Origin of the sequence: Streptomyces ardesiacus (genome assembly GCF_003112575.1) — a bacterium.
Lineage (GTDB): Bacteria > Actinomycetota > Actinomycetes > Streptomycetales > Streptomycetaceae > Streptomyces > Streptomyces ardesiacus.
The window spans coordinates 805,765-830,862 of the sequence record NZ_BEWC01000001.1 but is presented as its reverse complement, the minus strand read 5'-3'; the positions used below and the strand labels follow the sequence as shown (position 1 = coordinate 830,862).

23 protein-coding genes are annotated in these 25,098 nt (G+C 74.2%); 10 read left to right on the top strand and 13 right to left on the bottom strand.

What is annotated here, in order from left to right; translation table 11 throughout:
- Window positions 1-388 precede the first annotated feature (388 nt).
- Window positions 389-2,371, bottom strand: coding sequence for an AfsR/SARP family transcriptional regulator (locus tag Sdi02f_RS03365; RefSeq protein ID WP_053638714.1), 1,983 nt, complete (start codon window positions 2,369-2,371; stop codon window positions 389-391).
- A gap of 179 nt (window positions 2,372-2,550) precedes the next feature.
- Between Sdi02f_RS03365 and Sdi02f_RS03360 the strand changes: the two genes are divergently transcribed.
- Together Sdi02f_RS03360 and Sdi02f_RS03355 are read left to right on the top strand one after the other, a co-directional pair.
- Entirely contained in the window at window positions 2,551-3,429 is an 879-nt protein-coding gene (locus tag Sdi02f_RS03360; RefSeq protein ID WP_108932656.1) for an alpha/beta fold hydrolase, read from the top strand.
- Between the two features lie 85 nt (window positions 3,430-3,514).
- Entirely contained in the window at window positions 3,515-4,798 is a 1,284-nt protein-coding gene (locus Sdi02f_RS03355; RefSeq protein ID WP_030399441.1) for an MFS transporter, read from the top strand.
- Window positions 4,799-4,822: 24 nt separating this feature from the next.
- Here Sdi02f_RS03355 and Sdi02f_RS03350 read toward each other — a convergent pair whose 3' ends face one another.
- The 3 genes from Sdi02f_RS03350 to Sdi02f_RS03340 form a co-directional block, all read right to left on the bottom strand.
- Entirely contained in the window at window positions 4,823-5,251 is a 429-nt protein-coding gene (locus Sdi02f_RS03350; RefSeq protein ID WP_053663544.1) for a VOC family protein, read from the bottom strand.
- Window positions 5,252-5,366: 115 nt separating this feature from the next.
- Window positions 5,367-5,789 (bottom strand): PPOX class F420-dependent oxidoreductase, encoded by a 423-nt coding sequence (locus tag Sdi02f_RS03345; RefSeq protein WP_030399439.1) that lies wholly within the window; start codon window positions 5,787-5,789, stop codon window positions 5,367-5,369.
- An 86-nt stretch (window positions 5,790-5,875) separates the two neighbouring features.
- The gene (locus Sdi02f_RS03340; RefSeq protein WP_030399438.1) at window positions 5,876-6,766 is read right to left on the bottom strand and encodes an NAD(P)-dependent oxidoreductase; all 891 of its coding nucleotides are present in this window, start codon (window positions 6,764-6,766) and stop codon (window positions 5,876-5,878) included.
- 164 nt (window positions 6,767-6,930) lie between these two features.
- Between Sdi02f_RS03340 and Sdi02f_RS03335 the strand changes: the two genes are divergently transcribed.
- Complete coding sequence (locus Sdi02f_RS03335; RefSeq protein WP_030399437.1) at window positions 6,931-7,395, top strand: type II toxin-antitoxin system PemK/MazF family toxin; 465 nt, start codon at window positions 6,931-6,933, stop codon at window positions 7,393-7,395.
- Here the strand turns inward: Sdi02f_RS03335 and Sdi02f_RS03330 are convergent.
- Complete coding sequence (locus tag Sdi02f_RS03330) at window positions 7,380-8,219, bottom strand: TIGR02452 family protein (protein WP_030399436.1); 840 nt, start codon at window positions 8,217-8,219, stop codon at window positions 7,380-7,382. The genes Sdi02f_RS03335 and Sdi02f_RS03330 overlap by 16 nt on opposite strands.
- Window positions 8,220-8,506: 287 nt before the next feature.
- Between Sdi02f_RS03330 and egtA the strand changes: the two genes are divergently transcribed.
- From egtA to egtD, 4 genes are read left to right on the top strand one after another with little or no spacing between them, the layout of a single operon-like run.
- The gene (gene egtA, locus Sdi02f_RS03325) at window positions 8,507-9,805 is read left to right on the top strand and encodes an ergothioneine biosynthesis glutamate--cysteine ligase EgtA (protein WP_030399435.1); all 1,299 of its coding nucleotides are present in this window, start codon (window positions 8,507-8,509) and stop codon (window positions 9,803-9,805) included.
- Window positions 9,805-11,139: an ergothioneine biosynthesis protein EgtB gene (gene egtB / locus Sdi02f_RS03320; protein ID WP_108932655.1), complete on the top strand. Its 1,335-nt coding sequence runs from the start codon at window positions 9,805-9,807 to the stop codon at window positions 11,137-11,139. The genes egtA and egtB overlap by 1 nt, the downstream gene beginning before the upstream one ends.
- On the top strand, window positions 11,139-11,939 hold the full coding sequence (egtC, locus tag Sdi02f_RS03315) for an ergothioneine biosynthesis protein EgtC (protein WP_031085964.1): 801 nt from the start codon (window positions 11,139-11,141) through the stop codon (window positions 11,937-11,939). Before egtB ends, egtC begins: the two co-directional genes overlap by 1 nt.
- Complete coding sequence (egtD, locus tag Sdi02f_RS03310; protein ID WP_030399433.1) at window positions 11,936-12,907, top strand: L-histidine N(alpha)-methyltransferase; 972 nt, start codon at window positions 11,936-11,938, stop codon at window positions 12,905-12,907. The genes egtC and egtD overlap by 4 nt, the downstream gene beginning before the upstream one ends.
- 68 nt (window positions 12,908-12,975) lie before the next feature.
- Here egtD and Sdi02f_RS03305 read toward each other — a convergent pair whose 3' ends face one another.
- Window positions 12,976-14,244, bottom strand: coding sequence for an extracellular solute-binding protein (locus Sdi02f_RS03305; RefSeq protein WP_030399432.1), 1,269 nt, complete (start codon window positions 14,242-14,244; stop codon window positions 12,976-12,978).
- A 252-nt stretch (window positions 14,245-14,496) separates the two neighbouring features.
- Between Sdi02f_RS03305 and Sdi02f_RS03300 the strand changes: the two genes are divergently transcribed.
- Entirely contained in the window at window positions 14,497-14,712 is a 216-nt protein-coding gene (locus tag Sdi02f_RS03300; RefSeq protein WP_030399431.1) for a dodecin, read from the top strand.
- 49 nt (window positions 14,713-14,761) lie between these two features.
- Here the strand turns inward: Sdi02f_RS03300 and Sdi02f_RS03295 are convergent, their stop codons facing one another.
- Entirely contained in the window at window positions 14,762-15,253 is a 492-nt protein-coding gene (locus Sdi02f_RS03295) for a phosphatase domain-containing protein (protein ID WP_031085967.1), read from the bottom strand.
- Window positions 15,254-15,370: 117 nt separating this feature from the next.
- Here Sdi02f_RS03295 and Sdi02f_RS03290 point away from each other — a divergent pair, with 117 nt between their 5' ends.
- Window positions 15,371-16,390, top strand: a complete 1,020-nt coding sequence (locus Sdi02f_RS03290; RefSeq protein ID WP_031184893.1) for an LLM class flavin-dependent oxidoreductase — start codon at window positions 15,371-15,373, stop codon at window positions 16,388-16,390.
- Between the two features lie 44 nt (window positions 16,391-16,434).
- On the top strand, window positions 16,435-18,780 hold the full coding sequence (locus tag Sdi02f_RS03285) for an ATP-binding cassette domain-containing protein (RefSeq protein ID WP_031085971.1): 2,346 nt from the start codon (window positions 16,435-16,437) through the stop codon (window positions 18,778-18,780).
- A 45-nt stretch (window positions 18,781-18,825) separates the two neighbouring features.
- On the opposite strand, the gene Sdi02f_RS03280 is transcribed toward Sdi02f_RS03285, so the two are convergent.
- The 6 genes from Sdi02f_RS03280 to Sdi02f_RS03255 all read right to left on the bottom strand — a co-directional run bounded on the left by Sdi02f_RS03280 (window position 18,826) and on the right by Sdi02f_RS03255 (window position 25,021).
- Window positions 18,826-19,752 (bottom strand): DUF2382 domain-containing protein, encoded by a 927-nt coding sequence (locus Sdi02f_RS03280; protein WP_031085973.1) that lies wholly within the window; start codon window positions 19,750-19,752, stop codon window positions 18,826-18,828.
- 72 nt (window positions 19,753-19,824) lie between these two features.
- The gene (locus Sdi02f_RS03275) at window positions 19,825-20,664 is read right to left on the bottom strand and encodes a lysophospholipid acyltransferase family protein (protein WP_108932654.1); all 840 of its coding nucleotides are present in this window, start codon (window positions 20,662-20,664) and stop codon (window positions 19,825-19,827) included.
- Window positions 20,661-21,446 carry a GNAT family N-acetyltransferase gene (locus tag Sdi02f_RS03270; RefSeq protein ID WP_030399425.1) on the bottom strand — a complete coding sequence of 262 codons (786 nt, stop codon included), beginning with the start codon at window positions 21,444-21,446 and terminating at the stop codon, window positions 20,661-20,663. Before Sdi02f_RS03270 ends, Sdi02f_RS03275 begins: the two co-directional genes overlap by 4 nt.
- A gap of 209 nt (window positions 21,447-21,655) precedes the next feature.
- Window positions 21,656-22,402: a succinate dehydrogenase/fumarate reductase iron-sulfur subunit gene (locus tag Sdi02f_RS03265; protein ID WP_031085980.1), complete on the bottom strand. Its 747-nt coding sequence runs from the start codon at window positions 22,400-22,402 to the stop codon at window positions 21,656-21,658.
- Complete coding sequence (locus Sdi02f_RS03260; protein ID WP_031085982.1) at window positions 22,399-24,348, bottom strand: fumarate reductase/succinate dehydrogenase flavoprotein subunit; 1,950 nt, start codon at window positions 24,346-24,348, stop codon at window positions 22,399-22,401. The genes Sdi02f_RS03265 and Sdi02f_RS03260 overlap by 4 nt, the downstream gene beginning before the upstream one ends.
- A gap of 1 nt (window position 24,349) precedes the next feature.
- Window positions 24,350-25,021 carry a succinate dehydrogenase gene (locus Sdi02f_RS03255; protein ID WP_031085984.1) on the bottom strand — a complete coding sequence of 224 codons (672 nt, stop codon included), beginning with the start codon at window positions 25,019-25,021 and terminating at the stop codon, window positions 24,350-24,352.
- Window positions 25,022-25,098: the final 77 nt, after the last annotated feature.

Sequence of the window (25,098 nt, the reverse complement as noted above, 5' to 3'; positions counted from 1 at the left end):
CGAGCGTCGCGACCAGGGAGTCACCGGCCCGCTGCCCGGGCTGACCGCCTGCCTCACCGGCCGGACGCGCCCCCTCACCACGCGCCGCGGCGCACCCGTGCGTCTGCCGGACCGGGCTGGGACGCCGTGCTCACCGCGTACGAAGCGGTCCCGTCGGGCACTGCCGCCGGTGCATTCCACCGGCCTTCGCCCGGGGCGAGCTGTGGCACCTGGACGGCGACCAGCGGCTGCGGCGCAACGCGGTCGTGCGGGAGCGGGACGCCCACGACTACGGCTTCACCGACTGGATGTGCGGCCCGACCGCGCTGAGCCCGACGAGGAACCCGCGAGGTTCACGCCGGTCCCGCCGGCCTCGGCGCGCCTGTGACGAGGCCGGGCCGCGAGGCCGTCACGCCTCCAGTGCCCGGCGGATCGCCGCGAGCCATCCGTCGACCGGTCCGAAGGTGAGCAGTCCGCTGCCCGCGCCCGCGATCTCGCCGGCCGCGGGCAGCAGTCGGTCGTACGTGCGCCGCAGGGCCGGGCGGTCGCCGAGCGCGAGGGCGAGGGCGGCCTCGGCGCAGCACAGGGCCTCGTAGAGCAGGTCGGGCGGCGGTTCGGGCAGGGCCCGCAGGGCGCCGCGGGCCTCGGTGTCGCGGCCCTCGGCCAGCAGGGCGAACGGCTCGGCCCAGGGCCGGTAGGGTCCCCAGTCCGCCTCCGGGTCCACCTGTGCGGGCCGGCCGTGGGCCAGGCGCAGACCGAGCAGGGCCAGGGGCAGGAGCCCTTGTTCGAGGCCCGGCATCCCGGCGCCGTCGAGCCGTGCGGCGGCCGACCGGTAGGCGGCCTCGGCACGGTCGGGGGAGCCGGCGGACGAGCCGGCGCGGACCGCCTCGCGCAGGGCCAGGTACCAGGCGGTGAACACGCCCACGAGGGGCCGTTCGTGCCGTTCGGCGAGGCGGTCCACGGCTCTCGCGTGTGCGTCGGCGGCGGTGAGGTCGGCGAGGGCCGCGCGGGCCTGGAGCCGGATCAGGTGGCCGAGCACCTCGTGGTTGACCAGGCCGTGCCGGACACCCAGGGCGACGAGTTCGGCGCCGATCGCGTCGCGGCGCGGCGCCAGTCCGGCGCGGGTGCAGGACTGCATGAAGACGCCGTTGAGGGCGAAGGCGAGGAGCGCGGGGTCGTCCAGACGTCGGGCGAGCTCCTCGGCCTCGGCGGCCGCCAGCGGCCCGCGCGGGGACCGCACGCCCCGCGACTCCAGGGCGACGGTGGCCAGCAGGCGGCAGCGTGCCGCGTCGGCGGCGGCGTCCCCGGGCAGGGCGGCGAGGGTGCGCTCGGCCGCCGCGACGATCCGCCGGGCCAGTTCGGGGTCGTCGCTGCGGGTCCAGTTGGCGGGGACGTCGTAGGCGCCGATCACCCGGGCCGTCAGCTCCGCGTCGCCCGTCTCCTCGGCCGCCTGGATCGCCGCCGTCCGGTGCTCCCGGGCGGCTTCCAGGCCACCGCCGCCGGTGACCGCGAGGCTGCGCAGCAGGCCGACGGTGGATTCCAGCCGGGCCCGGGCACCGGCGGCGACGGTGCGGTCGTAGGCCTCGGTGGCGCGGGCCCACAGCCGGGCCGCCGGGTCCGGGGGTTCGCCGGGCGGGTCCAGGTCCGGGTCCTGGGCGAGGATGCCGGCCTCCAGGCGGCGCAGCCGGGGGCCGGGGTCGAGGCCGAGCCGTCCCGCGAGCAGGGCGCGGGCCCGGCGCAGCACGGCGAGGGCGTCGGCCTGCCGTCCGGTCCGGTACAGGGCGAGCGCGAGCAGGCGCCAGGACTCCTCGCGCCAGGGGTGCTCGGTGAGGTGGGCGTCGAGGTCGGGGACCGCCTCGGCGGCGCGGCCGAGTTCCACCAGCAGCTCCGCGCGGCGTTCGACGGCACGCAGCCGCAGTTCGGTGAGCCGGGAGCGTTCGCCCCGGGCCCAGTCCTCCGTGCCGAACTCCGCGTAGGCGGGCCCCCGCCACTCCCCCAGGGCCGCCCGCAGCCGGTCGGGCGCCTGTGCGGCGGGCAGCAGGTCGGCCTCGGCGACGGCGGCCTCGAAACGCCAGGCGTCCACGGCGTCCGGCGCGGCGCGCAGGGCGTAGCCGGGGCCCTCGGTGACCAGCAGCGTCGCCGGGGCACGCGGCGGGCGGTCGGGTTCCAGGGCGCGGCGCAGGTCCGCGACGAAGGTGCGCACCGCTCCCACGGCCCGCGGCGGCGGCGTCTCCCACAGGTCCTCGACCAGGCGGGCGACCGGGACGACCCGTCGCCGCGCCAGGACCAGCCGGGCGAGCACGGCGCGGTGCCGGGGGCCCTTGAGGGCGACCGGGTGGGGGCCTCGCCGGGCGGTGACCGCGCCGAGCACACCGAACGTGACCGCGTCCATGTTCCGTGTTCCGTCCGCTCCGATCCGCCGGCCTGTGTGCGCCCACCACGGTACGCGTGCGGGGCGGTCCCCGGCCGGTCGCCGCCCGCCTGCTGATCGGTTGCTGATTCGCGCGCGGCAGGCTCGAGAGCGTCACCAGGACGGGTGACACGAGCAGGAAGAAAGAGGCACCGACCCCCATGGAACCGACCATCCCGGGCTTCACCCAAGACCGTGTGACCGTCACCGACGGCGTCACCCTGAACGTGGCCGTCGGCGGCACCGGCAGCCCCGTCGTGCTGCTGCACGGCTTTCCCCAGACCCACCTGATGTGGCGGCACGTCGCCGCCGACCTGGCGGCCGACCACACGGTGATCTGCCCCGACCTGCGCGGCTACGGCGCCAGCGACAAGCCCGCCGACCCGGACGGCACCGCGTACGCCAAACGGGCCATGGCCGCCGACGTGGTCGCCCTGGCCCGCGAGCTGGGGCACGAGCGGTTCGCGCTGGCCGGGCACGACCGGGGCGCGCTGGTCGCGGTGCGCGCCGGGCTCGACCACCCCGACGCTGTGACGCACCTGGCCGCGCTCGACGTACTGCCCACACTGGACATGTGGGACGTCCTGCACGGCACGACGGCGGCCGTGGGCTTCCACCTGTACCTGATGGCCCAGCCGCCCGGGCTGCCGGAGCAGTTGATCGGCGCCGCGCCGGACGCGTTCTTCGGCCACTTCCTGGACCTGTGGACCCGGGACCCGGACGCCCTGCCCGCCGACGTCCGCGCCTCCTACCTGAGGGCGTGCCGCGAGGCGGTGCCCTCCATCGTGGCCGACTACCGGGCCTCGGCCGGCATCGACGTGGAGCACGACCGGGCGGACCTGGAGCGGGGCAACCGGCTGCGGATGCCGGTGACCGTCCTCCAGCAGGACTGGGGCGCCGCTCTCGGTTACGACGCCGCCGCGCTGTGGGGGGCGTGGGCGCCGGACCTGCGGCACCGGACCGTGGGGTGCGGGCACTTCATGGCGGAGGAGGCGCCGGACGAGGTGACGGCGGCGCTGCGCGAGCTGCTGACCCGGTAGGCCCACCGACGGGGCTCGTGCCCAACGATCGGTTGTACCTGCCGCCCGGCCGGTTGTTTGATCCCGCCGCCCCCGGCTCGCTTGGATGTCGGGCGTGAGCAAGTCGGATGCGGTCGAGTCGGACGTGGTGGGCGGCGGGTCGTTGGGACGGGGGTTCGGGTGGCTGTGGGCCGCGTACGCGGTCAGCACGTTCGGCACACGGCTCGCGTTCGACGCCTTTCCGTTGATCGCGGTCGTGGTGCTGGACGCCGGTCCGGGGCGGGTGGCGGCGCTCGCGGCGGCGGGTCTGGCGGTGGGCGCGGTGGTGGCGGTGCCGCTGGGGCCGTGGGTGGAGTTCCGGCGCAAGCGGCCGGTGATGGTCGCGACGGACCTTCTCCGGTGCGCGGTGCTGCTGAGCGTGCCGCTCGCGTACGCCTTCGGGCGGCTCGGCTTCGCCCAGTTGCTGGTCGTGTCGGTCGTGGTCGCCGCGGCCGACATCACGTTCCGGGCCGCCGCCGGTTCCTGTCTCAAGGCGCTGGTGCCCCCGTCCGGCCTGCTCGCCGCGAACGGCCGGTTCGAGGCGACGACCTGGACCGCGACCATGCTCGGGCCGCCGGTGGGCGGGGCCGCGATCGGGCTGTTCGGCCCGGTGGTGACGGTCGCGGTCGACGCCGTGAGCTACCTCCTGTCGGCGCTGGGCATCCGTGCGATCGGCGGCGGGGAACCGCGCCCGCGGCGCCCGCGGGCGGACCGGCTGCGGGCCGGTGACCTGCTGGACGGCTGGCGGTACGTGCTCGACTCGCCGGTGCTGCGCCCGCTGTTCCTCAACACCGTCCTGGTCAACGGGCTGATCATGGCGACCGCTCCGCTGCTCGCCGTGCTCATGCTGGGCGAACTGGGCTTCGCCCCCTGGCAGTACGGTCTCGCCTTCGCGGTGCCGTGCGTCGGCGGGCTGGTCGGCTCGCGGCTGGCCCGTCCGCTCGTGGCGCGCTTCGGTGAGCACCGGGTGCTGGTCGTCAGCGGCGTGCTGCGCGTGTGCTGGCCCGTCGGGCTGGCCTTCGTCGGGCCGGGGACGGCGGGCCTGGTGCTGGTGATGGTCGTGGAGTTCGGGCTGATCACCTCGGTGGGCGTGTACAACCCGGTGTTCGCGACCCGTCGGCTGGAGCTGACGCCCGCGGACAGGGTGGCGCGGACCCTGTCCGCCTGGACGATCAGCGGGAAGCTGACGACCGCGGCCCTGACCGCGGTGTGGGGCCTGCTGGCGGGCCTGACCGGAACGCGTACGGCGGTCGCGCTCGCCGGCGCGGTGATGCTGGCGACGCCGCTGCTGCTGCCGCGGCGCGACCACGTGCCCGGGCCGGCCCCGCTGGAGCCCGCCGGCGACGGGTGAGGGCCCGTCACCGGCGGACGTCCGTCAGCGGGCCCCGGGCACGTCCTCGGTGACGCCGTTCAGCGGCGAGGCCGGGTCGCTGCCGTAGGGGCGGGTGAAGGCCTCCATGCCGTGCCCGGACGGGTCGGTGAAGTACACGCCCCGGCCGCCGTCGTTGCGGTTGATCCGGCGCGGGTGCCGGCCGTGCGGGTCGGCCTGGAGGGGCGTGCCGCCCTCGACGAGCCGGGCGAGGATGCCGTCGAAGTCGTCCTCGGAGACGAGGAACGCGTAGTGCTGCACGGGGATCTCGATGTCGACGGTGGCGAAATCGAGGGTGACGCCGTTGGCGGTCGTCACGGGCAGGAACATTCCGGCCGGTGCGCCGACCTCGAGACCGAGGATTCCGGCGAGGAAGCGGGCGGACTTCTCCCGGTCGCGGGAGAGAACGATGGTGTGGTTGAACTCGACTGACAAGGTCAATGCCTCCACGGGCATCTCCGCGGCGCCTCCATGCCTCACCCGGACGGTGACCGACACGCGATGCCGCGCGGCGATCATACGTCCGTGCCCGCCTCCTTGCCCGGGCGTTTCAGCCGGCCTGGTCGCTGTCCTTCATCGATCCCCAGCCGTGCCAGCGCTCCACCTCGACGAAGGCGCTGACCCGGGGACGCTCCCGGTTGGGGTACGGGTTGCCCGTGTAGAGCCGGGAGAGCCGGTCGATGCCGGAGAGGTCCTCGTCGTCGTGCATCTCGGCGACGCGGCCGATCAGGGTGACGTGCGTGTACCAGTCGTCGCCCGACAGGACGGTGAGGGTGACGCGCGGGTCGCGGCGCAGGTGTCCCAGGCGTACCCGGCCCGCGTCGAGGTTGATCAGCACGCGGCCGTCGTCGTCCCAGGCGTACCAGGTGGGCGTGGAGACGGGGGCGCCGTCCGAGCGGAGGGTGGCCATGACGCAGGGGTTGGGGCGGCGCAGCAGTTCGACGGCCTCGGGCGGCAGCGGCGGCTTGGACATGCGGTCTCCTCGGGATTCGACGCGGTCCGGCACCGGGTCCGGTGCCGGTGTGGGGTTGTCTCGTGCACCCGGTACCCCGGGCGGGTTCAGTCGGTCGCCTTCTCCTCGAAACTGGCGAAGTAGGCCGCCGCCATGTCCTCGTCCCCGTGCCCCTGGGCGGCGGCGCGGGCGAACCGGCGCGCACCGGCCGCGGCGAGGTCCAGCCGGACGCCGTTGGCCTCGCCGGCCTCGACGATCAGGCGGGCGTCCTTCTCGGCGGTGGCGACGGCGAACTGCGCCGGGGTCAGCGCGCCGTCGCGGATCAGGCCGGCCTTGGCGCGCAGGTAGCCCATGTCGAGCGGTCCGTCTGCGATCGCGTCGAAGAAGGCGTCCGCGTCCACGCCCAGGGCCTTGGCGAGGGCGAGGGTCTCGCCCCCGGCGTTGGTGACGGCGAGGACCCAGCTGTTGGCGACCAGTTTCAGCCGGGTCGCGCTGCCGGCCGCGCCGTCCTCGCCGGTCCACACGGTGCGGGAGCCGACGGCGTCGAACACGGGCGCCACCGTCTCCCGTGCCTCGGCGGGCCCCGCGGCCAGCACCAGCAGCCGGCCGCTCTCGGCGGGCTGCCGGGTGCCCAGGACGGGGGCGTCGAGGAAGACGAGGCCGTGCTGGTGGGCGAAGGCGGCCAGGTCGGCGACCGCGTCGACGCCGGCGGTGGTGGACTGCGCCCACACGGTGCCGGTGCGCAGGCCCGGCGCGGCCTGCCGCATGACGTCGAGGGCGGTGGGGCCGTCGTAGAGCATCGTGAGGACGACGTCGGCGCCGCTCACGGCCTCCTCCGGGCTGCCGGCGACGTGCGCGCCGGCGGCGGCCAGTGGCTCGGCCTTGTCCCGGGTGCGGTTCCAGACACGGACGGCGTGTCCGGCGCGGGCGAGGTTGCGGGCCATCGCGGCACCCATGATGCCGGTGCCCAGGACGCTGACGGTGAGCTGGTCGGTCATGACGTCGCCTTCTGCCTCGAATCTGACTCGTGCCGGTTCCTGCCGGCCCGTCCGGCTCGTGCGGCCGGCGGCCGGGCCCCTTGCGGAGCCGGGGCCCGGGGCCAGCCTGCCACTCGCCACGGGTCCCCGCGCGTCCGCACGGGCACGTCCCGTACGGTACGGCCGTGAGCGCCTTCACCAACGACATCGACAGCAACGGCGAGACCGTCCCCGGACGTTACGGTCCCACCGCCACCACCGAGGCCGACCCGCGGGAGGTGGGGCGGGTGCGGACCGAGTACTCCCCCGCGCACGACGGCGACCCCGATCCCGGCGAGATCGTCTGGACGTGGGTGCCCTTCGAGGAGGCCGACGGCCGGGGCAAGGACCGGCCCGTCCTCGTGGTCGCCCGGGAGGCGGCCGGGACCGTGCTGGCCGTGCAGCTCTCCAGCAAGCGGCACGACGGGGACCGGGAGTGGGTGCCGATCGGGAGCGGCCCCTGGGACCGCTCCGGGCGCGACTCCTGGGTCGACGTGGACCGCGTGCTGCGCCTGCACGACGCGGGGATGCGCCGCGAGGCGTGCGCCCTGGACCGGATGCGCTTCGACCTCGTGCGACAGCGGTTGCGCGAGCGCTACGGCTGGAGCTGACCGGCGCGGGCCGCGCCCTCGGGGAAGGCCCGGTCGAACGCGGCCCGGACGGTGGCACCCGGGGTGCGGTCCAGGATGCCGAACGCCACCCGTTCGAAGGCTCCGGTGAACCGCCCGCCGGGCCCGAGCAGCGTCCGGAACGCGCCCGCCACCTGGTCCGGGTCGTTGCGGAAGACCCCGCAGCCCCAGGCGCCCAGCACCAGCCGCCGGTACCCGTGGGCCACGGCGGTCTCCAGCACCCGTTCGGCGCGTACGGCGAGCGCGCCGGGTAGTTCCGCGGCGCGCTCCGGGGCCGTGCGCAGCACCACGCCGGCGTTGGGCGCGGCGGAGGTGAGGAATCCGGCCCGGTACGGCTCGTCCAGCAGGCGGCCGCGGTCGTCGCGGAAGACGGGCACGCCCGGCGAGTGGACGACGCGGTCGGTGTAGAACGGGTCGCGGTGGGCGCGGTGGTGGTCGTAGAACTCGCGCGCCCGCAGCAGGCAGGTGTACAGGGCGGAGGCCCGGCACAGGGCCTCCTCCTGGGCCTGGGCGCCGTTGAGGTAGCCGCCGCCCGGGTTGCGGGCCGAGGCGAAGTTGAGGACGGCGACCTCGCCGCCCAGGCGCCGGGCGGCCTCCAGGCTGCTCTCGCCGGTGACCTCGAGGACCGTGCGCACCGGGGCGGGCGGTTCGGCCGCCACGGGGCCCGGCCCGTGCACGCGCGTGCCCGCCCGGGCCGCCTCGGCCGCCTCGGCGACGGACACCTCGCGGCCGTCGGACGCGCGGTAGGACCCGGCCGCGACGATCTGCTCCGTCCGCTGTGCGATGCCCCGCAGGCGCGCGCTCACGGCGCCACCCCCGTGGACGCCGTGACCGCGTGCCGCGCGGTCTCCCCCGTCGTGCTCATGCGGGAATCCTGGGTGATGCTGGGGCGGAGGTGCAACGGAGTTTCCCGGCCCGGCCGACGACGGGTAAAGCCCCCGCAAACGGGCGGATCGCGGAGACTCCCGAGCGGGAACGTCCCGAAATGCATCCTTGTGCGGAGCCGCACGAGGGTCTTGGCTGGGACGGGTGTGCCGGCCCGGCCCACCACAGAAGGGCCGGCGGCACGGTGGACTCTCAGGAGGATCCCGACATGTCCGATCCGGTTGGTGGCTGTGTCCGGCCACGTACCGCCGTCAGTGAGGCGGAGGTCGAGGCACTGGTCCACGGCATCTGCTTCAAGACCGGTCCGCCCAGGCTCCTGGGCGTCGAGGTGGAGTGGCTCGTCCACGACCTGCGGGCGCCCCGGCTCCCGGTGTCACCCGAACGGCTCGACGCGCTGTACACCGCGCTGCGGGGCGTGCCCCTGAGGTCGGCGCTGACCGTCGAGCCCGGCGGCCAGCTGGAGCTGAGTTCGCTCCCCGCCGCCTCCCTGACGGAGTGCGTCCGCTCGGTCTCCGCCGATCTCGACGCCGTCCGCGCCGTACTGCGCGAGGACGGCCTCGTCCTCGTCGGTCTCGGTCACGATCCCTGGCAGGCGCCGCGCCGCTACCTGCGGCAGCCGCGCTACGACGCCATGGAGGCCTGTCTGGACCGCGCCGGTCCCGGCGGCCGCTTCATGATGTGCGCCTCCGCCTCCGTGCAGGTGTGCGTGGACGCGGGGCACGAGGAGCCGGGGCCGCTGGGGCACGTGCGCCGGTGGTGGCTGGCCCATCACCTGGGCGCCGTCCTGCTGGCCGCGTTCGCCAACTCCCCGCTGTCCGGCGGCCGGCCCACCGGCTGGCGGTCCACCCGGCAGCTGCGGTGGGCGCAGATCGGCGCCGGCCGGGCGGGCGGCCCTCCGCTGGACTCCGACCCGCGCGGCACCTGGACCCGGCACGTCCTGGACGCCCCGGTGATGTGCGTACGCCGCGACGGCGGTCCGTGGGACGTGCCCCAGGGGCTGACCCTGCGGGAGTGGACCCGCGAGCTGGTGCCCCGGCCGCCGACCCGGGAGGACCTGGAGTACCACCTCACCACGCTCTTCCCGCCGGTGAGGCCGCGCGGCCATCTGGAGCTGCGCATGATCGACGCGCAGCCCGGGGACGACGGCTGGATCGTGCCGCTGGCCGTGACCGCCGCGCTGTTCGACGAGCCGGAGGCCACCGAGACCGCCTACCGCGCGGTCAAGCCCCTGGCCGAGCGCACCCTCGGCCTGCCCGCGCCGCACAACCCGCTGTACGAGGCCGCGGCCCGGGACGCGCTGACCGATCCGGAATTGCGCGAGGCGGCCGTCACCTGCTTCGGGGCGGCGCTCGCCGCTCTGCCCCGGCTCGGCGCGACGGCCGAGGTGACGGACGCCGTCGCCGGGTACCTGGAGCGCTACGTCCTCAGGGGCCGCTGCCCCGCCGACGATCTGCTGGACATGCCGGGCGGCGCGGACCGTGGCCCGCACGGGAAGGAGACCCGCTGATGACCGACCCCACCGACGCGCCCGCGACCGACGCCGCCGAGTCCCTGCGGGAGCGGGCCCTGACCACGCTCGTCACCGCGCGGGAGCGCACGACGCTGCTGACGAGCTGTGTGGAGGGCCCCGACCTGACCGCCCAGGTGTCGCCGCTGATGTCCCCGCTGGTGTGGGACCTGGCGCACATAGGCAACCAGGAGGAGCAGTGGCTGCTGCGCGCGGTCGCCGGGCAGGAGGCGATACGCCCGGAGATCGACAGCCTGTACGACGCCTTCGAGCACCCCCGCTCCGAGCGGCCGAGCCTGCCGCTGCTGTCGCCCGCCGAGGCCCGCCGGTACGCGGCGGACGTGCGCGGACGGGCCCTGGACGTGCTGGAGCGCACCGCGTTCGACGGGACGCGGCTCACCGAGGCGGGCTTCGCCTTCGGCATGATCGCCCAGCACGAGCAGCAGCACGACGAGACCATGCTGATCACGCACCAGTTGCGCAGGGGGCCGCAGGCCCTGACCGCGCCCGACCCGGACCCGGTGCCGCTGTTCACCGGACCGGCCGAGGTCCTGGTGCCGGGCGGCCCGTTCACGATGGGCACCTCGACCGAGCCGTGGGCGCTGGACAACGAGCGCCCCGCGCACCGGCGCGAGGTGGCGCCGTTCCACATCGACACGACCCCGGTGACCAACGGCGCCTACCAGGCGTTCATCGACGACGGCGGCTACGACGACCCGCGCTGGTGGGCCCCCGAGGGCTGGGACCACGTCCGCCGGCACTCCCTCGCCGCCCCGCTGTTCTGGCGCCGGGACGGCGGTCAGTGGCTGCGGCGCCGCTTCGGGGTCACCGAGCCGGTGCCGGCCGACGAGCCGGTGGTGCACGTGTGCTGGTACGAGGCCGACGCGTACGCCCGCTGGGCGGGGCGCCGGCTGCCCACCGAGGCCGAGTGGGAGAAGGCCGCCCGCCACGACCCGGCGGGCGACCGCGCCATGCGCTACCCGTGGGGCGACGCCGACCCGGGGCCCGAGCACGCCAACCTCGGGCAGCGCCACCTGCGTCCGGCGCCGGCGGGCAGCTACCCGGCCGGCGAGTCCCCGCTGGGCGTGCGGCAGTTGATCGGCGACGTGTGGGAGTGGACGTCGAGCGACTTCGCCCCGTACCCGGGATTCAGGGCGTTCCCGTACCGGGAGTACTCGGAGGTGTTCTTCGGCCCCGACTACAAGGTGCTGCGCGGTGGTTCCTTCGCCGTGGACGCGGTGGCCTGCCGGGGCACGTTCCGCAACTGGGACTATCCGGTCCGGCGGCAGATCTTCTCCGGTTTCCGCACCGCCCGGACGGCGGAGGGCGCCTGATGTGCCGTCACCTGGCGTACGTGGGGCCGGACGAGCCGCTGGGTGCGCTCCTCGTGGCGCCGCCGCACGGGCTGTACCGCCAGTCCTGGGCGCCGAGGCACCAGCGGTACGGCACGGTGAACGCCGACGGGTTCGGCGTGGGCTGGTACGCGCAGGAGGACCCGGTGCCCGCCCGGTACCGCCGGGCCGGGCCGATCTGGGCGGACCAGTCCTTCGCCGACCTGGCACGCGTCGTGCGCACCGGCGCGCTGCTCGCGGCCGTGCGGGACGCGACGCTCTCGGGCGCCGACGCGGAGGCCGCGGCGGCGCCGTTCGCCGCGGGGGCCTGGCTGTTCAGCCACAACGGCGCCGTGGCGGGCTGGCCCGCCTCGTTGGCGCCGGTTGCCGCGACGCTGCCGGCCGGGGAGCTGCTGTCGCTGGAGGCGCGCAGCGACTCGGCGCTGGTGTGGGCGCTGGTCCTGGCCAGGCTGCGGGCCGGGGACGACGAGGGCCGGGCGCTGACCGAGACGGTGGTGGAGGTCGCCGCGGCGGCCCCCGGCTCGCGGCTCAACCTGCTCCTGACCGACGGCTCCACCGTCGCCGCCACCACCTGGGGCGACACCCTGTGGTACCTGTCCCGTCCGGGCGGCGGCACGGTCGTCGCCTCGGAGCCCTACGACGACGACCCGGCCTGGCGAGAGGTCCCCGACCGCACGCTGCTGACGGCGAGCCGCACGGATGTGCGCCTGACCCCCCTCAAGGACCCCGGCGAGACCGCCCCCGCAGACGCTTTCGTCTCTTCGAAGGAGCCCCGCACGTGAGCCAGTTCCGACTGACCCGGACGCTGCCCGAGGACGCCACGGACGCCGCGTTGCGCGCCGACGTCCGGGCGGGCCTGACGAGCACGCCCAAGTGGCTGCCGCCGAAGTGGTTCTACGACGCGCGGGGCAGCGAGCTGTTCGAGGCGATCACCGCGCTGCCGGAGTACTACCCGACCCGCGCCGAGCGGGAGATCCTCGTCGACCGGGCCGGGGAGATCGCGGCGGCCACCGGCGCCCTCACCCTGGTGGAGCTGGGTTCGGGCTCCTCGGAGAAGACGCGGGTGCTGCTCGACGCGCTGACGGAGCGCAACGGGCTGCGCGGCTACGTGCCGGTCGACGTGAGCGGGAGCGCCCTCACCCGGGCCGGGGAGGCGCTCGTCGCCGAGCGTCCGGGCCTCCAGGTGCACGCGCTGATCGCCGACTTCACCGGCGGGCTGACCCTGCCCACGATGCCCGGTCCCCGGCTGGTGGCCTTCCTCGGCGGGACCGTCGGCAACCTGCTGCCCGGGGAACGCGCCGCGTTCCTGGCCTCGGTGCGCGCCCTGCTCTCCCCGGGCGACTCCCTGCTGCTGGGCACGGACCTGGTCAAGGACGAGGAGGTGCTGGTCCGCGCGTACGACGACGCGGCCGGGGTGACGGCCGAGTTCAACAAGAACGTGCTGTCCGTGATGAACCGCGAGCTGGAGGCCGACTTCGAGCCCGCCGGCTTCCAGCACGTGGCGTTGTGGAACGCGGAACGGGAGTGGATCGAGATGCGGCTGCGCTCGCGCACCGCGCAGACCGTCAAGATCCAGGCGCTCGACCTGGCCGTGGACTTCGCGGCCGGGGAGGAGGTGCGCACCGAGGTGTCCGCGAAGTTCCGGCGGGAGGGTGTGCGGGCCGAGCTGGAGGCGGCCGGATTCGGTCCGGCCCACTGGTGGACCGACGCGGAGGGGCGTTTCGCCCTGTCGCTGAGCGTGGCGCGCTGAGGCGCGGCGGGGCGGGACCGGCGTGCGGCCCCGCCCCGCCCGTCCCGCCCCGCCCGGCACCGCCTCGGTCAGCGGGCGTTGGCGTCCAGCAGCTCGGTGATGCGGTCGGAGGCCTTGCGCGCCTCCGGCTTGGCGTCCGCGCCCTTGAGCACCTTCGTCATGTACTCCTTGATCGGGTTGTCGCCCTCGACGGCCCCCCACTGGGGCGTGCCGGGGGTCGCCCGGCCCTGTGCGGCGCCGGCCGCCATGGCCTCCGCCCCCTCCTCGCCGGAGACGGCCTTGGCGAGCGTCTTCTTGTTGGGGACGTAGTTCATCGTGCGGGCCAGGTCGGTGTTCCACTTCTCGCCCGCGAGCGCCTCGACCACGGCGAGGGCGCCGTCCTCCTGGTCGGTGTTCTTCGGGACGACGAGGTCGGAGCCGCCGGTGAAGACGGCACCGGGCTTGTCGGCGCTCTTGCCGGGCACGGGGAAGAAGCCGATCTTGCCCTTGAGTCCGGGGTTCTCGCGCAGGATGGACTGGGCCTGGCCCGGCACCGCGATGATCTGCGCGACCTCGCCCTTGGCGAAGACCCCGGCCTGCGGCGGGTGTTCCTCGTCGGCGTCGGCCGGACCGTCGCCCAGGGCCTGCAGTTCGCGGTAGAAGTCCATGCCGCGCAGGGCCGCCTCGGAGTCCAGGGCGCCCGTCCAGACACCGCCCTCGCCGTCCTGGGTGGCCAGCTCGCCGCCCTCGTCCCAGATGAAGCCGGAGAGGGTGTACCAGTCCTGGCCGGCCAGGTAGATGCCCTGCTCCGCGTTCTTGTCGAGCTTCTCGGTGGCCGCGAGCCACTCCTCGCGGGTGCGGGGCGGCTCCTTGATGCCGGCCTGCTCGAAGAGGTCCTTGCGGTAGATGACCACGCGGTTGGCGGCGTACCAGGGGACGCCGAACTGCTGGGACATCCACTGCCCGGGCTCGGCGAGGCCCGGCAGCCAGTCGCGGATGCCCCAGTCCCGCATGGACTCCAGGGTCAGGTCGTGCAGCCTGCCGCCCTCCGCGTACTGCGGGACCTGGGTGTTGCCGACCTCGATGACGTCGGGGCCGTCCGAGCCGTCGCCCTTCAGCGCGCTCTGCACCTTGTCGCCGATCCCGGTCCACTCCTGGATGCGGATGTCCAGGTCGAGGTCGGGGTGGTCGGCCTCGAAGCCCTTGGTGAACCGCTCCAGGAAGTCCTCCGAGGCGCTGCCCTTCATCAGCCACACGGTCACGGTGCGCCGATCGCCCCCGCCGTCCTGCGAGATCAGGCCGCAGCCGCTGAGTACGGAGGCGGACACACAGACAAGGGCGAGGAGGCGACGTCTCACGAGGGGTCCTTCTGACTGACGAACAGAGGGCGGGGGCAGGTGCGTCCTGCACACGCGAAGGGAGACCCGACGTGGGGGACGAGCCCGAGGCTCGAACGGGTGTCTGGGATTTTGGTATGGACCATTACAAACGTCAAGGGGAGGTAGCGGAGGGTTTCCACCCCCAAGGCCGATGCCTCGCGCTCCGTCCCGACTTGGGGCACGGTGGAGTGACGCAGCACACACCGCTGCCCCGCGGAAGGGAGCACCGGCATGTCGAACCACACCTACCGGGTCACCGAGGTCGTCGGCACCTCGCCCGACGGCGTCGACCAGGCCGTCCGCAACGCCATCACCCGCGCCTCGCAGACCCTGCGCAAACTGGACTGGTTCGAGGTGACTCAGGTGCGCGGCCAGATCGAGGACGGGCAGGTCGCGCACTGGCAGGTCGGTCTCAAGCTCGGCTTCCGCCTGGAGGAGTCGGACTGACACCGGCGGAGCACCGGCACCCCGGAGCCCGCCCGGCCGGTGCCGTCCCTCAGGTGCGGCCCTCGCGCTCCTGCGCCGCGCGCAGCTCGGCCGACCGCGCCGCCCAGCGCGCCCGGAGCACGGGGAATCCGGCCCGTTCGGCGTCGTCGCAGACCAGTTCGTCGTCGTCCACCAGGATCCGGACCTCACGGGTGCGCGCGAGGTGCCGCAGGATCTCCAGCTTGGTGCGCCGGGCGGGCCTGCGGTCGGCGTTGCCGCGCATGTGCACGGTGCCCTCGGGCAGGCCGTGGGCGGCCAGCCAGTCGAGGGTGTCGCGGCGGCAGCGCTCGGGCCGTCCGGTCAGGTAGACGACCTCGCACTCCCGCGCGCTCTCCCGCACCAGCGCGATGCCCTCCGCGAGCGGCGGATCGTGCGGCGCGGCGGCGAAGAACGCGTCCCAGTCGCGCGGCCTGCGTTCCAGGAACCGCTGCCGGTGCGCGGTGTCGGCGAGAGTGTTGTCCAGGTCGAACACGGCCACCGGGGGCCTGCTGCTGTCGCTCACCCGGCCACCCTAGAACGCCCGGACCGCGCGGCCGGGAACGGATGCCGGATGCCGCCGGGCATCCGTACCGCGCACCGGGTCCGGGAATCTGTGCGGCGCGCGGGTGTTGAACCTCGTGTGACCTCAGCACTCGCCGCCACCCGCTTCTCCGTCCTCGACCGCTCCCGCGTCCGGGCGGGCCACAGCGCCGGGGAGGCGCTGCGCGACACGGTGGAGCTGGCACGGGAGGCGGAGCGGCTCGGCTACCACCGGTTCTGGGTGGCGGAGCACCACGGCGTGCCCGGCGTGGCCGGGTCGGCGCCGACCGTCCTCGCCGCCGCCGTGGCCGGGGCCACGCACCGCATCCGCGTGGGCACCGGGGGCGTGATGCTGCCCAACCACCGGCCGCTGGTCGTCGCCGAGCAGTTCGGCGTCCTGGAGTCGCTCTTCCCCGGCCGGATCGACATGGGGCTCGGCCGCTCGGTGGGCTTCACCGACGGCGTGCGCCGGGCGCTGGGCCGGGACAAGGACGACGCGGAGGACTTCGACGCGCAACTGGCCGAGCTGCTCGGCTGGTTCCGGGGCACCTCGCCCACGGGCGTGCACGCGCGTCCCGCGGAGGGGCTGACCGTGCCGCCGTTCGTGCTGGCCATGGGCGAGGGAGCGGCCGTCGCCGCCCGTGCCGGCCTGCCGATGGTCATCGGGGACCTGCGCGACCGGGACCGGATGCGCCGCGGCATCGACCGCTACCGCGCCGGGTTCCGCCCCTCCGAGTGGAGCCGGGAGCCCTACGTCGTCGTCTCCGGCACCGTCGCGGTGGCCGCGACCCCCGGGGCGGCCCGGCGGCTCCTGGTCCCGGAGGCGTGGTCCATGGCCCACGCCCGCACCCGCGGCTCCTTCCCGCCGCTGCCCCGGGCCGAGGAGGTCGAGGCCCGGACGATGACCGGGAAGGAACGCGACCTGTACGACGCGGGACTCGCGGGCCACATCGCCGGCACCGAGGAGCAGGTCGCCGACGAGCTGGAGACGCTGGTGAAGGAGACCGGCGCGCAGGAGGTCCTGGTCACCACCAGCACCTACGACCGCGGGGCGCTGCTGGGCTCCTACCGGCGGCTCGCCCGGGTCACCGGCACGGCACCGCCAGGCACCCCGGCGTAGAATCGCGGAGTTTGTCCCCCTCCCACCGTACGGAGTTCCCCGCGATGCACAGCCCCCACGACCCGTACGTCCGCGTGCGCGACGCCCGTGAGCACAATCTCCAGGGCGTCGACGTGGACGTCCCCCGTGACGTGGTGGCGGTCTTCACCGGTGTCTCCGGCTCGGGGAAGTCCTCGCTGGCCTTCGGCACGGTCTACGCCGAGGCGCAGCGGCGCTACTTCGAGTCGGTCGCGCCGTACGCCCGGCGGCTGATCCACCAGGTGGGCGCGCCGAAGGTGGGCGGGATCACCGGGCTGCCGCCCGCGGTGTCGCTGCAGCAGCGGCGGTCGGCGCCGACGTCCCGCTCCTCGGTGGGGACGGTCACCAACCTCTCCAACTCCCTGCGGATGCTCTTCTCCCGCGCGGGCGACTACCCGCCGGGCGCCGAACGGCTGGACTCCGACGCCTTCTCGCCCAACACGGCGGCCGGGGCCTGCCCCGAGTGTCACGGGCTCGGCCGGGTGCACCGCACCACCGAGGAACTGCTGGTCCCGGACCCGTCGCTGTCGGTCCGCGACGGTGCGATCGCGGCCTGGCCGGGTGCCTGGCAGGGCAAGAACCTGCGGGACGTCCTCGACGCGCTCGGCCACGACGTGGACCGGCCCTGGCGCGAACTGCCCGCCGAGCAGCGGGAGTGGATCCTGTTCACCGACGAGCAGCCGGTGGTCACGGTGCATCCGGTGCGCGAGGCGGGCCGCATCCAGCGGCCGTACCAGGGCACGTACATGAGCGCCCGGCGCTACGTGATGAAGACGTTCGCGGACTCCAGGAGCGCGACGCTGCGGGCGAAGGCGGAGCGTTTCCTGACCAGCGCGCCCTGCCCGGTGTGCGGCGGCGGCCGGCTGCGGGCCGAGTCCCTCGCGGTGACCGTCGGCGGCCGCACCGTGGCCGAGCTGGCCGCGCTGCCGCTCACCGAACTGGCCGCGCTGCTGCCGACCGAGGGCGAGACGGCCAGGGTGCTGACCGAGGACCTCCTCTCCCGGATCGCGCCCGTCGTCGAGCTGGGGCTCGGTTACCTGAGCCTCGACCGTCCCACCCCGACCCTGTCGGCGGGCGAGCTGCAGCGGCTGCGGCTGGCCACCCAGTTGCGCTCCGGGCTGTTCGGGGTGGTGTACGTCCTCGACGAGCCCTCGGCGGGCCTGCACCCGGCGGACACCGAGGCGCTCCTGACGGTGCTGGAGCGGCTGAAGGCGGCCGGGAACTCGGTGTTCGTGGTGGAGCACCACCTCGGTGTGATGCGCCGTGCCGACTGGATCGTGGACGTCGGTCCCGGGGCCGGCGAGCACGGCGGGCGGGTGCTGTACAGCGGCCCGGTGGACGGGCTGGCCGAGGTCGCGGAGTCCGCCACCGCCCGTCACCTCTTCGGCCGCTCCCCCGCGCCCGTCCGCGAGGTGCGCGTCCCGCGGGGCACGCTGACGGTCGGTCCGGTGACCCGGCACAACCTGCGCGGGGTGACCGCGCGGATCCCGCTCGGGGTGCTGACCGCGGTCACCGGCGTGTCCGGCTCGGGGAAGTCGACCCTGGTCGGCGAGATCACCGAGGACCTGGCGGGCGTGGACCGGCTGGTCTCCGTGGACCAGCGGCCGATCGGCCGCACCCCGCGCTCCAACCTGGCCACGTACACGGGCCTGTTCGACGTGGTGCGCAAGGTCTTCGCCGCCACCGGCCCGGCACGGCAGCGGGGGTACGGCGCGGGCCGGTTCTCGTTCAACGTGGCGGGAGGGCGCTGCGAGACCTGCCAGGGCGAGGGTTTCGTCAGCGTCGAGCTGCTCTTCCTGCCGAGCACGTACGCACCGTGCCCCGACTGCGGCGGGGCGCGCTACAACCCCGAGACGCTCGAAGTGACGTACCGGGGGCGGAACATCGCCGAGGTGCTGGACCTGACGGTGGAGGGCGCGGCGGAGTTCTTCGCGGACACGCCCGCGGCGGCCCGCAGTCTGGCCGCGCTGCTGGACGTCGGCCTCGGCTATCTGCGGCTCGGCCAGCCGGCCACGGAGCTGTCCGGCGGGGAGGCGCAGCGCATCAAGCTGGCGAGCGAGCTGCAGCGGGGACGCCGCGGGCACACCCTGTACCTCCTCGACGAGCCGACGACCGGTCTGCACCCGGCCGATGTCGAGGTGCTGATGCGCCAGTTGCACGGCCTCGTGGACGCCGGGCACACGGTGGTCGTCGTCGAGCACGACATGGGTGTGGTGGCGGGCGCCGACCACGTGATCGACCTGGGGCCGGGCGGCGGCGACGCCGGGGGCCGGATCGTGGCGGCGGGGACGCCCGGCGAGGTGGCGCGGGCTGCGGGGAGCGCCACGGCGCCCTATCTGGCGCGGGCCCTGGACGGCGGGGAGCGCCGGTGAACCCGGTTCACCGGCGCACGGTCCCGCGCTGACGTCGGGCGACGGTCACTCGCGGCCCCGCCGCATGTCGCCCCGCCCCCTCTCGTCCTCGGTGAAGGTCTCGGTCTCGGCCTCGATGCGCTCCTTGCGGACCTGGCCGCGCACCGTCTCGTTCTCGGTGAGTTCCTCCGTGGTCATCCGGACCCGCTCCACCGGCACCGTCTCCGTCTCCACGACGGGGCGTTCCGCGTGCAGCGTGACCTCGTGCTCGGCCTCGCTGATCTCGGGTCCGGCCATGGCCTCGTCGCGGTTGGCGTCCGTGATGGGCTCGCGCACGACGCGGACCTCCTCGTGGGTCAGCGGAACGGTCTGCTGGACCTCTTCCGTGACCACGTACTTGTGCAGCCGGGCCCGGCCCGACTCGTGGCGTTCGACGCCGACGCGCATCTGCTCCTCGGAGCGGGTCATGGCCTCGTCGCCGCGCATGCCCTCGCGTCCCGCGGCGTCCTCGCGGCCCGTCGTGCCGCCCGCCGTTCCGGCCAGCCCCGCGGCACCCGCCGCGCCCGCGGTCCCGGCGGCTCCGGCGGTCCCGGCGGCTCCGGCCGCGCCCGCCGTGCCCGGCCCGGCGGCGAAGCGGCCGTCGTCGGTGCGCTCGGCCTCGGACAGCACGCTGTCCCAGTTGATGCCGTAGTAGTCGTAGAGCCGGTGCTCCTCGGTCTCCGACAGATGGCCGCCCGCGTCGACGTCGACAGAGGGCGCGCCCTTGACCTGGTCCTTGCCGTAGGGAACCTCGAGGTGGTCCTGTACCAGCGCGGCGTCACGGATGGGCACGAAGGACTCGGCGGAGCCGAACATGCCCGTCTTGACACTCACCCACTCGGGGCGCCCGGTCATGTCGTCGAAGAAGACATGCTTCGCGTCGCCGATCTTGTTGCCGTCCCCGTCGTAGACCGGCTGGTCCAGGACGTTGGCGATCTCTTCACGGGTGATCATCTGCCATCACCCTCCTTTCGGGTGCCTGCTTTCCGACTGTCCGTATCCAGCCGTGAGGAAACGGCACAAACATCACAAAGCGCACATACTTTTCGAATGTGCTTTCCCGGGGTGACCGTCGTCCCGGCCGTGCACCGCGCGCTCGGCGGCCGCGGCGAGGCGGCGGCGGTCGCGGTGCCGGCCGGACGGCACGGCGGGGCACACCTCCACCTCGGCGGTCAGGCCCCGCGCCGACGCCACCCGCCAGACGGAGGCGAGCAGCGTGTCCGGGCCGACGAACGCGGGCGTCGTGCTCACCGCCCGCGTCCCGGCGCGATAGCTGATCCGCACCGGCTGGACCGGCACGCCGGCGTCTAGGGCGGCCTGGAAAACGGCCCGCGTGAAGGACCCCCGGCTGCGTCCGCACCAGGTGCTGCCCTCGGGAAAGGCGGCCACCGCGGCGCCCGCGCGCAGGGCCCCGGCGATCGCGCGGACCGTGTCCGGCAGCGCCCGCAGCCGGTCCCGGTCGATGAACAGCACCCCGGCGCGTGCGGCCGGCCCGCCCGCCACCGGCCAGTGCCGGATCTCGGTCTTGGCGAGCATCCTGGCCGGGCGTACGGCGGCCAGCAGCGGGATGTCGAGCCAGGAGACGTGGTGGGCGACGAGGAGCAGCCCGCCCTCGGGGGCGGCGGCGCCCGTGACGCGGACCTTGACGCCCGCGGCCCGCACCACCCACCGGCACCAGCCCCGCACCAGGGCCGCGGGCAGCCGGCGCCGCAGACCGGACGGCGCGAGTACGGCGGCGAACCCGGCGAGGAGCAGCGCGGCGACCGCCGTGAGCCGCAGTACGGCGCGCGGCACGGCCACCGCGTCGCGGGGAGCCTCCACGCACAGGGCGGGGGTGCAGGGCGCGACGGGCAGCCAGCCGCTCATCGGGCCGGTACCAGCGAGAGGAAGTGCCGCAGGTAGCGCGGGTCGACGCGGTCCATCGGCAGCAGCACGTACAGATCGGCGACGCCGAAGTCCGCGTCGTGGGCGGGTTCCCCGCACACCCAGGCGCCGAGCCGGAGGTAGCCGCGCAGCAGCGCCGGCAGCTCGGTGCGGGCGCGGGGCGGCGCGGCGGGGGACGCCGGGCGCGGGACCCACGGCAGCAGCGGGCGTACCCGGTACTCCTCGGGAGCCAGGTGCTTGGTACGCACCCGCTCCCAGGTGCCGGCGGCGAGCATTCCGCCGTCGGCGAGCGGGAGGGAGCAGCAGCCCGCCAGCCACGCGTGGCCCCGGTCGGTCATGTAGCGGGCGATCCCGGCCCAGATGAGGCCGATGACGGCGCCGTCGCGGTGGTCGGGGTGCACGCAGGAACGGCCCACCTCGACCAGTCCGGGGCGGATCGCGTCCAGCGGCGCGAGGTCGAACTCGTTCTCGGCGTACAGCCGTCCGGCGACCGCGGCGCGCTCCGGCGGCAGCAGCCGGTAGGTCCCGACGACCTGCCCGGTCGTCTCCTCGCGCACGAGCAGGTGGTCGCAGTACGCGTCGAAGGGGTCGACGTCGTGCCCGGGCCGGGGGCTCGCCAGCAGCGCGCCCATCTCTCCGGCGAAGACGTCGTGGCGCAGCCGTTGCGCGGCCCGCACGTCCTCCTCGTCGCGGGCGAGGGCGACCGTGTAGCGGCGGGGCGCGGCGGGCTTGTGGGGGCGGTCAGCGGTCAGTACGCCGGTCATGGGTGCTCCTGGGCCGGGGGACGGGTCCGCCCCAGTTCTTCCGACGCCGGCTGTACTGCGCATGACGACTGCCGGGAGAGCGGATGTGCGCTTCCTGAATCCCGGGCGCGCACGCGAGACGGGGCCGGGGGGAGCACCTCCCCCGGCCCCGCCCGTCCGCACCTTGTCGGCGAACGTTCACACAACGCGCCCCGAAGGGCGCGGGGGCGCTACCGCCGCGCCTTCCGCGCGGCCCGCAGCCATTCCTTGTTCATGCTGGTGATGGAGACCAGCGGGATCCCCTTCGGGCAGGCCGTCGCGCACTCGCCCGCGAGCGTGCAGCCGCCGAAGCCCTCCGCGTCCATCTGCCCCACCATGTCGAGCACCCGGGTCTCGCGCTCGGGCGCGCCCTGCGGGAGGACGTTCAGGTGGTTCACCTTCGCGGACGTGAACAGCATCGCCGCCCCGTTCGGGCAGGCCGCCACGCAGGCGCCGCAGCCGATGCACTCCGCGTGCTCGAAGGCGAGGTCGGCGTCCGGCTTGGGCACCGGCGTGGCGTGCGCCTCCGGCGCGGCGCCGGTGGGCGCGGTGATGTAGCCGCCGGCCTGGATGATCCGGTCGAAGGCGGAACGGTCGACGACCAGGTCCTTGACGACCGGGAAGGCGGCGGCCCGCCACGGCTCGACGTCGATGGTGTCGCCGTCCTTGAAGGACCGCATGTGCAACTGGCAGGTGGTGGTGCGCTCGGGGCCGTGGGCGTCGCCGTTGATGACGAGCGAGCAGGCGCCGCAGATGCCCTCGCGGCAGTCGTGGTCGAAGGCGACCGGGTCCTCGCCCTTGAGGATGAGCTCCTCGTTGAGGGTGTCGAGCATCTCCAGGAAGGACATGTCGCTGGAGATTCCGTCCACCTCGTACGTGGACATGTGGCCTTCGGCGTCGGCGTTCTGCTGCCGCCAGACGCGCAGGGTGAGCTTCATGCGTAGCTCCGCTGGGTGGGGTGGACGTACTCGAAGACCAGGTCTTCCTTGTGCAGGGTGGGGGCCTCGCCGGTGCCGGTGAACTCCCAGGCCGCGGCGTAGCCGAACTCGTCGTCCTTGCGGGCCGCCTCGCCGTCCGGGGTCTGGGACTCCTCGCGGAAGTGGCCCCCGCAGGACTCGGAGCGGTGCAGCGCGTCGAGACACATCAGCTCGGCGAGTTCCAGGTAGTCGACGATGCGGTTGGCCTTCTCCAGGGACTGGTTGAACTCCTCGCCGGTGCCCGGGACCTTGATGCGCCGCCAGAACTCCTCGCGGATCTGCGGGATGCGCTCCAGGGCCTTGCGCAGCCCGGAGTCGGTGCGGGCCATGCCGCAGAACTCCCACATCAGCTCGCCCAGTTCCCGGTGGAAGGAGTCCGGGGTGCGGTCGCCGTCGACGGACAGGAGCAGGTTCAGCCGGTCCTCGGTCTCGGCCAGCACCTCCTGCACCACCGGGTGGCCGTCGTCCAGGCCGTCCAGGTGGGGGGTGCGGGCGAGGTAGTCGTTGATGGTGGCCGGCAGTACGAAGTAGCCGTCCGCCAGGCCCTGCATCAGCGCGGAGGCGCCGAGCCGGTTGGCTCCGTGGTCGGAGAAGTTCGCCTCGCCGATCGCGAACAGGCCCGGGACCGTGGTCTGGAGGTCGTAGTCGACCCACAGGCCGCCCATCGTGTAGTGCACGGCGGGGTAGATCCGCATCGGCACCCGGTAGGGGTCCTCGTCGGTGATCCGCTGGTACATGTCGAAGAGGTTGCCGTACTTGGCCTCGACCGCCTTGCGCCCCATGCGCGCGATGGCGTCGGCGAAGTCCAGGTAGACGCCCTGGCCGCCGGGGCCCACGCCCCTGCCCTCGTCGCAGACGTTCTTCGCGGCGCGGGAGGCGATGTCGCGCGGGACGAGGTTGCCGAAGGACGGGTAGATGCGCTCCAGGTAGTAGTCGCGCTCGTCCTCGGGGATCTCGTTGGCGGGCCGGTCGTCGCCCTTGGCCTTCGGCACCCAGATCCGGCCGTCGTTGCGCAGCGACTCGCTCATCAGCGTCAGCTTCGACTGGTGGTCGCCGGTGCGCGGGATGCAGGTCGGGTGGATCTGCGTGAAGCAGGGGTTGGCGAAGTACGCGCCGCGCCGGTGCGCCCGCCAGATCGCGGTCGCGTTGGAGTTCATGGCGTTGGTCGAGAGGTAGAAGACGTTGCCGTAGCCGCCGCTGGCCAGGACGACGGCGTCGGCGTAGTAGGTGTCGATCTTCCCGGTGATCAGGTCCCGGGCGACGATGCCGCGGGCCCGGCCGTCCACGACGATCAGGTCCAGCATCTCGGTGCGCGGGTGCATCTCGACGTTGCCGGCCGCGATCTGCCGGCTGAGCGCCTGGTAGGCGCCGAGCAGCAGTTGCTGTCCCGTCTGGCCGCGGGCGTAGAAGGTGCGGGAGACCTGGACGCCGCCGAAGGAGCGGGTGTCGAGCAGTCCGCCGTACTCGCGGGCGAAGGGCACGCCCTGCGCCACGCACTGGTCGATGATCTCGACGGAGATCTGCGCGAGCCGGTGCACGTTGGACTCGCGGGAGCGGAAGTCGCCGCCCTTGACGGTGTCGTAGAACAGGCGGTGGACGGAGTCGCCGTCGTTGCGGTAGTTCTTCGCGGCGTTGATCCCGCCCTGCGCGGCGATGGAGTGGGCGCGGCGCGGGGAGTCCTGGTAGCAGAACTGGACGACGTGGTAGCCCTGTTCGGCGAGGGTGGCACCGGCGGAGCCGCCCGCGAGGCCGGTGCCGACGACGATGACGGTCTTGCCGCGCCGGTTGGCGGGGTTGACCAGCTTCGCCTCGAAACGGCGCGTGTCCCAGCGCTCGTTGACGGGTCCGGCGGGGGCCTTGGTGTCGGCGACCGGCTCTCCGGTCGTGTAGTCGGCGTAGGTTGTCATGTCAGCTCACCACTCCGGTCATGACGCCCACGGGTACGGCGACGAAGCCGATCGTGAGCAGCAGCGCGAGGACGTTCGCGGTCGTCTTCAGGGCGCGGTCGCGGGTACGGCTGCCGGCGCCGAGGGTCTGGGCGGCGCTCCAGAAGCCGTGCCTGATGTGCAGGCCGAGGGCGAGCATCGCGACGATGTAGATGACGTTGCCGTACCAGGTGGAGAAGGTGTCCACGACGTTCTGGTAGGGCTTGCCGGACTCGAAGCCGCCGGAGTGCACGGTCCCGGTGGTCAGGTCGAGGACGTGCCAGACGATGAAGAGGCCGAGGATGATCCCGCCCCAGCGCATGGTGCGGGTCGCATAGCTGGAACGGGCCTTCTTGTGCACGTACTTGCTGGGCCGCGCCTTGATGTCGCGGCGGCTGAGCTGGTACGCGGAGACGGCGTGGGCGACGACGGCGACCACCAGGACGACGCGGATCAGCCAGAGCGTCCACTCGTAGTGCATGAACGGTTCACCGACCGTGCGCAGCCAGTGGGCGTAGTGGTTGAACTCCTCGGTCCCGAAGAAGATCTTCAGGTTCCCGATCATGTGGGCGACCAGGTAGAGCAGCATGACGAGACCGCTGACCGCCATCACTGTCTTCTTGCCGACGGTCGAGTCCCACACGGTGCGCGCCATGGACGGCCGTCGGTCCGTCCGCGTTGCCAGAGCCATGTCACAGGACGTTACGGGGGAGGCACCCCATCGGTCCAAGA